12 protein-coding genes are annotated in these 12,051 nt (G+C 70.9%); 2 read left to right on the top strand and 10 right to left on the bottom strand.

Translation table 11 applies throughout. From position 1 onward, the window contains the following. Positions 1 to 26: 26 nt before the first annotated feature. Positions 27 to 860, bottom strand: coding sequence for an SDR family oxidoreductase (locus ACXJJ3_RS28620; protein WP_458164930.1), 834 nt, complete (start codon positions 858 to 860; stop codon positions 27 to 29). A 71-nt stretch (positions 861 to 931) separates the two neighbouring features. Between ACXJJ3_RS28620 and ACXJJ3_RS28615 the strand changes: the two genes are divergently transcribed. Next, entirely contained in the window at positions 932 to 1,708 is a 777-nt protein-coding gene (locus ACXJJ3_RS28615) for a TetR/AcrR family transcriptional regulator (protein ID WP_458164929.1), read from the top strand. Here ACXJJ3_RS28615 and ACXJJ3_RS28610 read toward each other — a convergent pair. The 8 genes from ACXJJ3_RS28610 to ACXJJ3_RS28575 all read right to left on the bottom strand — a co-directional run bounded on the left by ACXJJ3_RS28610 (position 1,694) and on the right by ACXJJ3_RS28575 (position 9,993). Further along, the gene (locus ACXJJ3_RS28610; RefSeq protein WP_458164928.1) at positions 1,694 to 2,677 is read right to left on the bottom strand and encodes an ArsR/SmtB family transcription factor; all 984 of its coding nucleotides are present in this window, start codon (positions 2,675 to 2,677) and stop codon (positions 1,694 to 1,696) included. The two genes, ACXJJ3_RS28615 and ACXJJ3_RS28610, sit on opposite strands and share 15 nt — an antisense overlap. An 87-nt stretch (positions 2,678 to 2,764) precedes the next feature. Continuing rightward, the gene (gene guaA / locus ACXJJ3_RS28605; RefSeq protein WP_458164927.1) at positions 2,765 to 4,315 is read right to left on the bottom strand and encodes a glutamine-hydrolyzing GMP synthase; all 1,551 of its coding nucleotides are present in this window, start codon (positions 4,313 to 4,315) and stop codon (positions 2,765 to 2,767) included. Between the two features lie 22 nt (positions 4,316 to 4,337). Next, the gene (locus ACXJJ3_RS28600) at positions 4,338 to 5,384 is read right to left on the bottom strand and encodes a hypothetical protein (RefSeq protein ID WP_458164926.1); all 1,047 of its coding nucleotides are present in this window, start codon (positions 5,382 to 5,384) and stop codon (positions 4,338 to 4,340) included. Then, on the bottom strand, positions 5,381 to 6,037 hold the full coding sequence (gene bioD / locus ACXJJ3_RS28595) for a dethiobiotin synthase (RefSeq protein WP_458164925.1): 657 nt from the start codon (positions 6,035 to 6,037) through the stop codon (positions 5,381 to 5,383). The genes ACXJJ3_RS28600 and bioD overlap by 4 nt, the downstream gene beginning before the upstream one ends. Next, complete coding sequence (locus tag ACXJJ3_RS28590; RefSeq protein ID WP_458164924.1) at positions 6,034 to 7,155, bottom strand: 8-amino-7-oxononanoate synthase; 1,122 nt, start codon at positions 7,153 to 7,155, stop codon at positions 6,034 to 6,036. Before ACXJJ3_RS28590 ends, bioD begins: the two co-directional genes overlap by 4 nt. Positions 7,156 to 7,264: 109 nt before the next feature. Beyond that, positions 7,265 to 8,578 carry an adenosylmethionine--8-amino-7-oxononanoate transaminase gene (locus ACXJJ3_RS28585; RefSeq protein ID WP_458164923.1) on the bottom strand — a complete coding sequence of 438 codons (1,314 nt, stop codon included), beginning with the start codon at positions 8,576 to 8,578 and terminating at the stop codon, positions 7,265 to 7,267. 87 nt (positions 8,579 to 8,665) lie between these two features. Continuing rightward, complete coding sequence (locus ACXJJ3_RS28580) at positions 8,666 to 9,607, bottom strand: zeta toxin family protein (RefSeq protein ID WP_458164922.1); 942 nt, start codon at positions 9,605 to 9,607, stop codon at positions 8,666 to 8,668. After that, positions 9,604 to 9,993 carry a hypothetical protein gene (locus ACXJJ3_RS28575; protein WP_458164921.1) on the bottom strand — a complete coding sequence of 130 codons (390 nt, stop codon included), beginning with the start codon at positions 9,991 to 9,993 and terminating at the stop codon, positions 9,604 to 9,606. The genes ACXJJ3_RS28580 and ACXJJ3_RS28575 overlap by 4 nt, the downstream gene beginning before the upstream one ends. Positions 9,994 to 10,268: 275 nt before the next feature. On the opposite strand from ACXJJ3_RS28575, the gene ACXJJ3_RS28570 reads away from it, so the two are divergent. After that, positions 10,269 to 10,523, top strand: a complete 255-nt coding sequence (locus tag ACXJJ3_RS28570) for a hypothetical protein (RefSeq protein WP_458164920.1) — start codon at positions 10,269 to 10,271, stop codon at positions 10,521 to 10,523. A gap of 250 nt (positions 10,524 to 10,773) precedes the next feature. Here the strand turns inward: ACXJJ3_RS28570 and ACXJJ3_RS28565 are convergent, their stop codons facing one another. Further along, positions 10,774 to 12,048, bottom strand: coding sequence for a hypothetical protein (locus tag ACXJJ3_RS28565; RefSeq protein WP_458164919.1), 1,275 nt, complete (start codon positions 12,046 to 12,048; stop codon positions 10,774 to 10,776). Between the last annotated feature and the right edge of the window lie 3 nt (positions 12,049 to 12,051).

Below are 12,051 nucleotides of genomic sequence, written 5' to 3'. Positions count from 1 at the left end.
GATCATGCCAGTCAGATCGTGCCCGGTCAGCGGAAGGCGTCCGCGTTCGCTACGGCCCATTCCGCGTACGTCGTGCCCACGCGGCCGGTGATGTCGGCGACGGCCGACTCGGGCTTCATCGCCCACTCGGACATCATCCGGAAGCCGTCCAGCAGCCACTGCGCGGTCTCGAGCCCGATCGCCGGCGCCAGCGCGTCCAAGTACTCGGAAGGGGTCTGTTCCTCGAAGCGCACCTCCCGGCCGATCGCCGCCGCGAGGTGCGCGACCTGCTCCGGCGGGGTGATCGCCTCGGGCCCGCTCATCGTGATCTTCTGCCCGTCGTACTCCGTGGACAGCAGCACGATCCGCGCGACCGCCGCGATGTCGGCGAGGTCGATCGGCGTCTGCACAGCATTCCCGTACGGCGCCCGCACGACACCCTCGGCCTTGATCGACGGCGCCCAGCCGAGCGTGTTGTTCATGAACTGCCCCGGCCGCAGAAACGTCCAGGTGAACCCACCGCCCTCGACCGCCCGCTCCAACCGGTAGTAGTGCCAGTCCGCCGGATCCCCCTGCGCCTCGTACTCCGCCGGCTCCCCCGACAGTACGACGACCCGTCGTACGCCGGCGCCCCGTGCGCACCGGACGAAGTCGTCGACGTACGCCGGAAGCGGCGCCAGGTACACCGTGTCGACGCCCGCGAGCGCCGCCGGCAAGGTCGAAGGCCTCCCGAGATACCCGCGCGCAACCTCCACGCCCTCGGGCAACGCCGCGCGGGCCGGGTTCGCGGTCAGCGCCCGCACCGGCGCACCCGCCGCGACCAGTTCGTCGACCAGCAACCGTCCCACGCTCCCGGTCGCGCCCGTCACCAAGATCGTCATGCCTGTCTCCCCTCGAACGACAATTCTCGTAGGGTATACGAGAATTCCGGCAAGCGCCTATCGTAGGCCGGGTGAGTGAGCGGCGAAGTGGTGAGGGCCAGCCGGACCGGACGCTGGCGTTGCTGTGGCGCAACCACCGTCAGCTGCCCCCGGAGCCGCAGCGCAAGCGCGGCGCCGGACGCCGGCCGTCGCTGACGGTGGACGACGTCGTCCGGGCCGGCATCCGGCTCGCCGACGAGCAAGGTCTGCCCGCCGCCTCGATGGGCGGGCTCGCGAAGGAGCTCGGCGTCGGCACGATGACGCTCTACACGTACGTCCCGTCCAAGGAGGAGCTGCTCGACCTGATGGTCGACCAGGTGCTCGGCGAACGCCAACTACCCGGCCCCGGCGAACCGCGGCCGGCGGACTGGCGCGAGCAGGTCGAGGTCTACTCCGTGCAGACCCGCGAGATGTTCCAGCGCCACCTCTGGTTGTCGCAGGTCTCCACCATCCGCCCGCCGGTCGGCCCGGGCATGCTCGCGGGCCGGGAGTACCTGCTGTCCGTACTCCTCGACCTCGGCCTCACCCCGACCGAGACGAACACGGCCGCGCTCGCGATCACGACGTACGTCGACTCCGCCGCGAGCCTGGAGGCGGAGAGCCTGCTCGTCGAGCGGACGACCGGCCAGACCAACAACGCCTGGTGGTCCGAGCGCAACGACCTCTGGGAGACGTACTTCGACGTCGACCGGCATCCGGCGATGACGACCATTTGGCACGCCAACGGTTACCAGTCGACCGCCGACGACGCCTACCGCTACGGCCTCGACCGCCTGCTCGACGGCATCAGGCCGTCACCGCGCACCTGACAACACGTTGGCGCCGACCGGGTTGAGCGTGTGGCGCACCGAGCTGCCGACGCGGTGCGTGGTGACCAGCCCGGTGTCGTGCAGTACCCGGGCGTGCTCGCTCGCGGACGCCGCCGAAATCCCCGCCCGTGCCGCCAGTTCGGTGGTCGAGCAGGCGCCGTCCGAGATCACCGTGAGCACCTTGGCGCGGGTCTTCCCGAGCAGGTCGGCGACCGCGCCGTCGCGGTCCGGGCGCCGTACGACGACCTGCTGGCGGGCCGGGTCGTGCCGGACCGGATACACCAGCACGGGCGGCAGCGCCGGGTCGAGCAGCATCATCGGGTACTTCCAGCAGAAGAACGACGGCACCAGCCGGAGCCCGCGACCGTTCAGGTACAGGTCCCGATCGACGTGCCGCATCGCGACCGACAGCACCGGCGCTGACCAGCTCAGCGAGTGGTGCAGCTGCGGGATCAGCGACTCGAACCCGTCGTTCGCCACCGTGTCGTTGTGCCGGGCGACAGCGGGCTCGATCGCGGTGGCTATCAGCGGCATCTGCGGCGCGATCTTGGTCCGGTAGAACGACCGCATCCCGTGCACCAGCCGGCTCATCACGGTCGTGTCCCCGTCGGCCAGCCGCCGGGTCCAGCCCGGCAGCCGCACGCTGTCCGACAACCGGTTCAGCTCCGAGGTCAGCTGCTCCGGCGGCGTCGCCGCGACCGCTGCCAGCCCCGGCTCGACCCCCGCCCCCGCCGCGCGCGGCGTCAGGAAGTCCGGTGAGTACCCGACCGGCGGCGCGAGCGCGAGCAACTCCTGCTCCAGCGCGCTCAACCGCGCCCGGGCCCGCACCCGCCAGGGACCGAAGGTCTCCGGTTCGTCGTCGAGCTGCAGGGCATGCAGCCCCAGCAGCACCTCCCACAGCGGATCCGGCTGCTGCGCGATCGTCGTCCTGGCCAGATCCGCACACTCGAAATGAATGCGAAACACCACGAGCCCTCCCCCGAGGAAACCGCTCGCCGTCAATTGCGAGCGACTCCTGTGACGGTAACAGCCGTCGGGGTCACTCGCTGTGATACATCACTCCCACTCGATGGTGCCCGGCGGCTTGCTGGTGACGTCCAGCGTGACCCGGTTGATCTCGTCGACCTCGTTGGTGATCCGGGTCGAGATGCGTTCGATCACGTCGTACGGCAGCCGGGCCCAGTCGGCGGTCATCGCGTCCTCGCTGGTCACGGGGCGCAGGACGACGGGGTGACCGTACGTCCGGCCGTCGCCCTGGACGCCGACCGAGCGGACGTCGGCGAGCAGCACCACCGGGAACTGCCAGATGTCGCGGTCCAGCCCGGCCGCGGTCAGCTCGGTGCGCGCGATCAGGTCCGCCGCGCGCAGGATGTCGAGCCGCTCGCGGGTGACCTCGCCGATGATCCGGATGCCGAGCCCGGGGCCCGGGAACGGGTGCCGGTAGACCATCGTCTCCGGCAGGCCGAGCGCCAGCCCGAGCTCGCGGACCTCGTCCTTGAACAGCGTCCGCAGCGGCTCGATCAGGCTGAACTGCAGGTCGTCCGGCAGCCCGCCGACGTTGTGGTGGGACTTGATGTTCGCCGCGCCCGCGCCGCCGCCGGACTCGACCACGTCCGGGTACAGCGTGCCCTGGACCAGGAACTCGATGTGCCGCTCGGCGTCCACCTTCCGCGCGGTCGCCTCGAAGACCCGGATGAACTCGCGGCCGATGATCTTCCGCTTCTGCTCCGGATCCGTGACCCCGGCCAGCGCACCCAGGAACTGGTCCTCGGCGTCGATCGCCTCCAGCCGGATCCCGATCGCGGCGGCGAAGTCCTTCTCGATCTGCTCGGACTCACCGGCCCGCTGCAGGCCGTGATCGACGTACACACAGGTCAGCTGGTCGCCGATCGCCTTGTGCACCAGGGCCGCCGCGACCGCGGAGTCGACGCCGCCGGACAGCGCGCACAGCACCTGCTTGTCGCCGACCTGTTCGCGGATCAGCGCGACCTGCTCGTCGACGACGTTCGTGGTGGTCCAGTCACCGACGCAGCCGGCGATCTCGTACAGGAAGTGCTCCAGCACGGTCTGCCCGGCCTGCGAGTGCAGCACCTCCGGGTGCCACTGCACGCCGGCGAGTTTGCGGTCCAGGTCCTCGAACGCCGCGACCGGCGCCCCTTCGGACCCGGCGAGTACGGCGAACCCGGCCGGCGGCGCGTGCACCGCGTCACCGTGCGACATCCACACGTTCAGGTCCGCCGGGACGCCCGCGAGCAGCGTGCCCGCGGCGCTCACGGTGACCGGCGTACGGCCGAACTCGCGCAGCCCGGTCCGCCGGACGTCGCCGCCGAGCGTCTGCGCCATCGCCTGGAACCCGTAGCAGATCCCGAACGCCGGGACCCCGGCCTCGAACAGCCCCGACTCGACCCGCGGCGCGCCCTCGGCGTACACCGACTGCGGCCCGCCGGACAGGATGATCGCCTTCGGCTGCTTGGCCAGCATCTCCTCGACCGGCATCGAGTGCGGCACGATCTCGGAGTACACCTTCGCCTCACGCACCCGCCGCGCGATCAGCTGCGCGTACTGCGCTCCGAAGTCAACAACCAGGACCAACTCATGCTCTGCCACGGGCAAAGCGTATCGGTGCAGGTCAGGAAGGCTGTAATGCAGTCACCCGGAGGCGCTTCGGCGCCCGGAACGAGAGCAGGTCGATCATCGGCGGCTCCTCGGTCAACCGCACACCGGTCAACAGGTCCCGCACACATTCCAACGCGACACGGGTCTCGAGGCGGGCCAGGCCGGCGCCGAGGCAGCGGTGCACGCCGAGACCGAAGGCGAGATCGGCGGGGCCTCCGGTGAGGGTCAGCAGCATCGGCGCATCGGCCGGGAGTTGGACGTCGCCCAGCGTGGTCGGCGTCGCGGTGATCCGGCGCCACGTCGGGACCGACGAGTCGGTGCGGAGGATGTGCTCGACGGTCTCGGCCGGGTCGATCCGCCGGCCGATCGCGTACCGGAAGGCGGTGGAGATGAGCTGGGTGGTGGTCTCCTGCCCGGCGATCAGCAGGAAGTACGCCGCCGCGCAGACCTCCTCGTCGGTGAGGCCGAGGCCGGCGAGGACCCCGAACAGATCGGTTTCCCCGGCGGCGGCCGTCCGCTCGCGCAGCCACGCGTAGAACTCGGCGGCGGTGTGGGCGAGCTCCAGCTGGCGGTCCTCGTCGGGGGTGCCCCAGAAGAGTTCGAGGGAGTCCAGGCTCCAGGCCTTGAGCGCCGGTACGTCGACGTTCGTCAGGCCGAGGAGCTGCAGGACGACCAGCGCGGGCGGCTCGGCGGCGATCGCCTGGACGAGGTCGACCTCTTCCCCGGCAGCCAGCCGGGCTCGGGCGGAGGCGACGCGGGAGGCGTTGAGCTCGCGGGCGAGTGGTTCGATCGCGGCGACGCGGGCCGGGCTGAAGAAGCGGGCGACGGCCGCGCGGATCGGGCGGTGCGAGTCGCCGGCGTTGTTCGCGAGCGTCGGCGGGAGTGCGAAACCGACGGCGGACAGGACGCGGAGCGCCTTCACCGACAGCGGTTTGTGCGCGAGTACGGCGTTGTCCGGCCGGTACACCTGTGGATCCAGCAGCACCTCGCGCGCCTGCTCCGGATCGTCGACCACCCAGTACCCGAGCCGCTCGTCGTACCGCGCCGGGCAACCACTCACTCGAACCAGCTCGGGGCGGTACTGCGGAAGTCCTCGCGGCTCCAGGTGCCGACGCCGGCCGGAATGCGGCCGATGACGGGAACGCCGGACGTCGCGGGCAGGTCGTCCAGGTTGCAGCGTTCGGCGAGGTCCGGATCGGCCGGCCAGGAACCGATCACCAGGCCTTCGACCGGGAGCTCACGGGTCCGCAGCGCCTCGACGGTCAGCGCCGTGTGGTTCAGCGTGCCGAGCCCGGCGCGGGTCACCACCACAAACCGGAACGGCGACGTCAGGTGTTCCGCGAGATCCGCGAGGTTGTTGCCGTCGGCATCGAGTCCGACGAGCAGCCCGCCGGCGCCCTCGACCAGCACGGTGTCGTACTCGCGGGCCAGGTCGTCCACGGACGCGGCGTACTCCTCGACCGACGGCAGCGCGATCCCGGCCCGCCGGGCCGCCGTGGTCGGGGCCAGCGGCTCGGGCAGCCGGACGCCCTCGTGCAGCGCGGTCACGCCGCTGAGCCGGCCGACCTCCGCGAGGTCGCCGGGCTCCGCGGGCGCGACCCCGGTCTGGGCCGGCTTCACGACCGCGACCGACTCGCCCGCACACACCGCGAGCGCGGCCGTGACAATCGTCTTGCCGATGTCGGTGTCGGTACCGGTGACGAAGGTGATCATGAGACTTTCCTGATCGCGTCGACGATCACGGCACAGGCGCGATCGAGATCCGTTGCTGACAGTCCGGCGTGCGCGGTGAGCCGCAGCCGGGAGATCCCGTCCGGGACCGACGGCGGCCGGAAACTTCCGACCCGTACGCCGTTGTCCAGACACAACTCGGCCGCCCGCACGGTCTCCCGCGGCCCGGGCATCGGCACCGAGACCACCGCACCCCGCGACGGCGGCACTCCCCCGGCCGCCGCGAGCCGGGCCGCGGCGGCATGTACGGCGGCGGGACGATCCGGCTCCGCCTGCAACACCTGCAACGCGGCCAGGGCCGCAGCGCACGCGGACGGCGTCAGCCCGGTGTCGTAGATGAACGGACGCGCCCGGTTGATCAGGTGCTCCCGCAGTACCGACGGCCCGAGTACGACGCCGCCCTGCGACGCCAGCGACTTGGACAGCGTCATCGTGACGACGACATGGTCGAGCCCGGCGAGACCGGCCGCGTGGACGGAGCCGTGCCCGCCGCCGCTGACGCCCAGCCCGTGCGCCTCGTCGACCAGCAGTACGGCGTTGTGCGCGAGCGCGGCCGCGGCGAGTTCGGGCAGCGGGGCCTCGTCGCTGAGCACGCTGAACACCGACTCGGTGAGCACCAGCGCATGCGGCTCGTTGCGCTCGGCAAGTACTTTCTCGACGGCGTCGACGTCGTTGTGCGGGACGACCTCGACCCGCGACCGGGCGAGCCGGCAGGCGTCCACCAGCGAGGCATGCACATGTTCGTCGGACACCAGCAGCGTGCCCGGTCCGCCGAGCGCGGTGACGATACCGAGGTTCGCCAGGTACCCGGAGGAGAAGGCGAGCGCGGACTCCTGCCCGGCGTACGCCGCCAGCGCGGACTCGAGCTGCTCGTGGAGCTCCGTCGTACCGGTGACGAGCCGGGAGGCGGTCGACCCGGTCCCCCAGGTCCCGACCGCCGCAGCCGCCGCGGCAACAACCCGCGGATCCCGAGCCAGCCCGAGGTAGTCGTTCCCGGCCAGGTCAACCAGATCCTCACCCGCCGCCCGCGCCCGCAACCGCCGCGTCAACCCACGCGCCTCCAACGCAGCCGCCTTCGGCCCCAGCCACTCCTCCAGCATCACAGCCACCCCTCGCGGAGTGCTGCCCCGTCACTGAACAGGAACTGGGGGCCGCGCACCTGCAATAACGTGTGTACGGTCCCCGCCACGCGGGTCCCCACCCCGATCATCAGCCGACCTCCTCGACGGCGCCCGTGATCGCGGCGGCGATCGTGGCGATCTCGTCGTCGGTGCAGACGTACGGCGGCATCGTGTAGACGAGGTCGCGGAACGGGCGCACCCAGACGCCGCGCCGCAACGCCGCCTCGGTCATCCGCGGGAGATCGACCGGACCACCGAGCTGGACGACGCCGACCGCGCCGATCACGCGGACGTCCTTCACCGCCGGCAGCTCCCGCGCCTGGTTCAGGCCCGACTCCAGACCGGCCGAGATCTGCGCGACCCTGGCCGCCCAGTCCTGCGAGAACAGCAGCTCGAGCGACGCGAGCGCGACCGCGCACGCGAGCGGGTTCGCCATGAAGGTCGGGCCGTGCATGAGGGCACCACCCGGTCCGTTCGAGACCGTGTGCGCGACATCCGACGTACACAACATCGCCGCCAGCGTCAGGTACCCGCCGGTCAGCGCCTTGCCGACGCACAGGATGTCCGGGTCGACGCCGGCGTGCTCGGACGCGAACAGCGTCCCGGTCCGCCCGAAGCCGGTCGCGATCTCGTCGAAGATCAGCAGGAACCCGTGGCGGTCGGCGAGTTCCCGCAGTACGCGCAGACAGGCGGGGCTGTACGGATACATCCCGCCGGCGCCTTGCAGGACCGGCTCGACGACGATCGCCGCGATCTCGTCCGAGTGGGCCTCTGCGAGCGCGGCCATCGCGTCCGCCCAGGCCTGCAGCTCAGGATCCTCGGCAGTGCGCTCGAACCCGGCCGGAGGTTGCGGGCCGAAGACCTGCTCCTGCAGCGCGCCGGTGAACAGCGAGTGCATGCCGTTGACCGGGTCGCAGACGCTCATCGGCGCGAACGTGTCACCGTGGTACCCGCCGCGGACCGTCAGCATCCGGGTCCGCCCCGTGTTGCCGCGGGCAACCTGGTACTGCAGCGCGAGCTTGATCGCCACCTCGACCGAAACCGAACCCGAGTCGCAGAAGAACACGTGCCGCAACGGCTCCGGCGTGATCTCCACCAACCGCTCCGCCAGCCGGATCGCCGGTTCGTGGGTCAGCCCACCGAACATCACATGACTGAACTCGTCCACCTGCCGCTTCAAGGCCGCATCCAGCACCGGATTCCGGTACCCGTGGATCATGCACCACCACGACGCCATCGCATCGATCGCCTCGACGCTGCCGCCCGCCCCGTCGTCCAGCCGCAACCGAACCCCGGACGCACCCCGCACCATCCGCACCGGCGACGGCTCACTCAGCGACGAATACGGATGCCAGAGCAACTCCGCATCCCGTTGTTGCCAACCACCGAGCGACTGTGACACCGTCCGCCTTCCGTCCTGAGGCCCACCACGGTAATCGGTGGTCGCGGCCCCTGGCGGCACGGGTGGTCAGGATGTGGGCGACATCTCCTACGGCAGAGTGCCGGCCGTCGCGATGTGTAACGTTACCGCGTCGGGATGCAGCCGCGGACGCGCCATCGCGGTCACCGCCTTGCCGCCCTCGACCGACTCGTCCCGGATCCACTGCACCGGCGCCGCCAGCCCGATCCGCGCGACCTGCGACGCGGTCTCCAGGAAGTACCGCGACTCGACGACCGTCCACGGGCGGGCCCGCTCGTATGTGATCGCCTCGGCCGTCTTCGCCGGTCGCTCCCAGGCACCGCCGCCGGCCCGCTGGTTGCCGTACAGCAGGTGCCCGTCGGGACGCAGTACAGCGACCCGGTCGGCCCAGGTACCCGCGTCGATCAGGTCGGCGGCGCGCAGTACTCCCGCGTAGCCGGCGTCGTGGAGACCCGGCGCGATCAGACGGGCGAAGCCGTACGCCTCCAGGCCGCGCAGGTGCCGCTCGAGGACACCCAGACGGCTGAAGACCTCGGTCACCGCGAGGAGCGCGATCTCGACCTGGTACCCGGCCGCCTTGAACCGCTGCGCCGACTCCACGAACGCGTCCACGTCGGCGAACTCGGTCTCGACGACCACGTCGTACTGGTGCTCGATCACGTACGTCTCGGCCAGCTCGTACCAGCGCAGGCCGTCGGCCTCGACGTCTTCGCGCGGCTTCGGCGGCGTATCCGCGATCGGCTGGTAGAAGTGCGGGTGGTACGGCTCGAACGCGCCCGGGCTGAGCACCAACGGACGGCTCCGGCGGCGCAGGATCCCGGCCACCAGCGCCGTGATCGACGCCTTGCCGTCCCCCGGCTGCCCGCCGACGAACGCCACCACCGGCTGCTGCTGCGCGGTCCCGGCCAGCTGGTCCGGGACGATCCGCTCGCGGAAGATCCGCTCGCTCTCGGCCGCGTCCAGCACCTCCCGGTCAGCCGCCGCCGACTCGGTCCCCCACGGACTCGTCACGACTGCTCCAGCGTCCCGTCGTCGTCTTCTTCTTCGTCCTCGTCGTCCTCGTCGAGGTCGTCGTCCTCGTCGCCGGACTCGTCATCGTCGTCTTCGTCGTCGTCGACGCTCAGCAGGTCGTCGGCATCCTTGCGGATCCGCTTGATCGCGCGGGCGTCCTGCGGAGTGAGGTCCTGCCCACGCGCGGCCCAGTCCTGCTGCTCGGCGCGACGGTCCGCGGCGACGTCCGGATCGGCGTCGAGCTCCGCCTCGGTGACCTCGCGGGCGTAGAACCCGATCGCCTGCCGGACACCTTCCTGCGCGACCTCGTACGCCATCGCCTCGGGCACCGACCAGCTCGCCTTATCGAGCTGCGGCAGCACGTTCAGGGCGGCGACGTTAACCACGAACGAACGATATCCGACACGCCAGGTCACAGCCTCAGCGGCTGCACCAGCAGACGAACAGGAGATGAACCCCAGCCCTGGTTAGCCTTCCGATGCCTTGAACCAACGGGGAACCGATCGGCACCAGACAGCGTCTGCTTGAGGGACATCAGCGATGGGAGCAACCAGATGACTTTCGGCAACAAGGCCGACCAGGGTCGCTCCTGATCTGCCCCGCTCGACCACCCGAATCAAACTCCGCCGCGGCGTCGCGGCGTCCAAGAAAAGGACCGGATATGGCCTTCGGCAGGAACCGGAACCAGGGCAACAACTCGTCCCAGGGCAACAACAACACCCCCAAGAGCAAGAAGGGGGAAGAGCAGGAGCACGACAACAATCAGCGCGGAAGCACCAAGGGCAAGCACCAGAGAGGTGCTGCCCGGAAGCTGGCCGACCAGGGGCGGTCCACCAACCCCAACACCCGGCGCGGACGCGAGAACGCCGCCGCGAAGAAGGAAGACCAGAAGAAGAAGGGCCGCGGCGGCCGCTGATGGCGACCGGGCCGGCTACCGGCCCGGACCCATTTCGTCGATCGAGAGGAGAACGACAGTGTCATTCGGGCAGAGTGGGAGCAAGGCCCCCGTCACGAAGAGTGCAGGAGCGTCGGGGCAGCAGAGCCCGAACCCCAACACTCGCGAGGGGCGCGCGGCGAGGGCTCAAAAGCGGGAGAAGAAGGACCACGGTCGCTGAACTGCGGGGCCCGCACGACCCGGCGTGAACCCACGCGGGTCGGCGGTGTGGTCAGCGCCGGCGGGAGCCGCGCGGCTTGTCCGGCCCGCCGGAGCGTTTGCCGCGCGACGTACCCGCCCCACCGGACCGCCTACCGCGCGGGTCGTCCGCTCCACCCGAGCGCTTGCCGGGTGCGTCATCCGGGACGCCGGAGCCCGCGGCTTGTTCCGGACGGCGTACTCCGCGCTTGCCGCCGCCCGCGTTCCGGTCGGGGTTCCGCTGCCGGCCGGACCCGCGGTTCGAAGATCCGCTCGTACGCCGGCCGGCAGGGCTCCCGGCCCCCCGGCCAGAAGAGGCGTCGGCCTGGCGGGAGGGTTCGGGGGCTTCCAGGGTCTTCTTGACCTGGGTGAAGGCCTCGGCGGCGTTACGGATGGGGCGGACGCCGGTGAGTTTGGGGATGGCGGCGCGTTGGCGGCGGGTGTGGGTCTGGATGCGGTCGACGACGCGGGTGCGGACCTCGGCGCGGTCGGACTCGTCCAGGTTTGCGATGGACTTGCCGCGGTCCAGGGCGACGTCGAACCATTCGGTGTACCCGTGCGTGTGGACGACCTGGTTCGGGGACTTCTGGCCGAGGCGGCGGTACTGCGCGAGGACGTCGTACCGCTCCTCCAGGCCGAGCACCTCGTCGCGCAGGCCGCGGTCGACCTGGTGGTCGTACGTCGCGGCGACGCGGGCGTCGATGTCCGTGGGTGAGCGGTCGATGGCGAACACCACCTGCCGGGTGGCCGGGGCGACGGCGCGTTCGGGGTCGTTGCCCATGGCACGGGCCAGGGCGTTCACGATCGCGTCGTAGTTGTTCTCGTGGATCTTCCGGGCGGACTGCGGGTCGAGGCGGGACAGGACGGCGTACGCGTCCTCGGCCATGCTGCGGGGGAAGTCGCGGCGGATCGCGTTCCGGGCCTCGGCGACCGCGTCCACCTCCCAACCCTCGAGCAGCGAGCGGACGTACACGCTGGTCCCGCCGACGATCACCGGGACGCCGCCGGAGGTCCAGCAGTCCTCCATGTGCCGGCGCGCCTCGGCGACGAACGTCTCCAGCTCGAGCTTCCGCACCGGCTCCGTGACGTCGATCATCGTGTGCGGGATGCCGCGCATCTCCTCGGGCGTGGTCTTGCTGGTGCCGATGTCCATGTACCGGTACACCTGCCGCGAGTCCGCCGACACCACCATCGGCGACATCCCGAGCTCGTTCCGGATCCGCAGACACAGGTCGACCGACACCGCGGTCTTCCCCGCCGACGTCGGCCCGTACAGAGCGACCAGCAGGCGCGGCGCGGCATCGGGCATACC

The sequence above is a fragment of the Kribbella sp. WER1 genome, from assembly GCF_054189145.1.
This window is presented reverse-complemented; position numbering and strand designations above follow the sequence as displayed.

Excerpts from the sequence above, each read along its gene's own strand:
- ACXJJ3_RS28620 (WP_458164930.1), bottom strand. The coding sequence starts at position 860 with ATGACGATCTTGGTGACGGGCGCGACCGGGAGCGTGGGACGGTTGCTG.
- bioD (WP_458164925.1), bottom strand. The coding sequence starts at position 6,037 with ATGATCACCTTCGTCACCGGTACCGACACCGACATCGGCAAGACGATT.
- ACXJJ3_RS28590 (WP_458164924.1), bottom strand. The coding sequence starts at position 7,155 with ATGCTGGAGGAGTGGCTGGGGCCGAAGGCGGCTGCGTTGGAGGCGCGT.
- ACXJJ3_RS28570 (WP_458164920.1), top strand. The coding sequence starts at position 10,269 with ATGGCCTTCGGCAGGAACCGGAACCAGGGCAACAACTCGTCCCAGGGC.
- ACXJJ3_RS28565 (WP_458164919.1), bottom strand. The coding sequence starts at position 12,048 with ATGCCCGATGCCGCGCCGCGCCTGCTGGTCGCTCTGTACGGGCCGACG.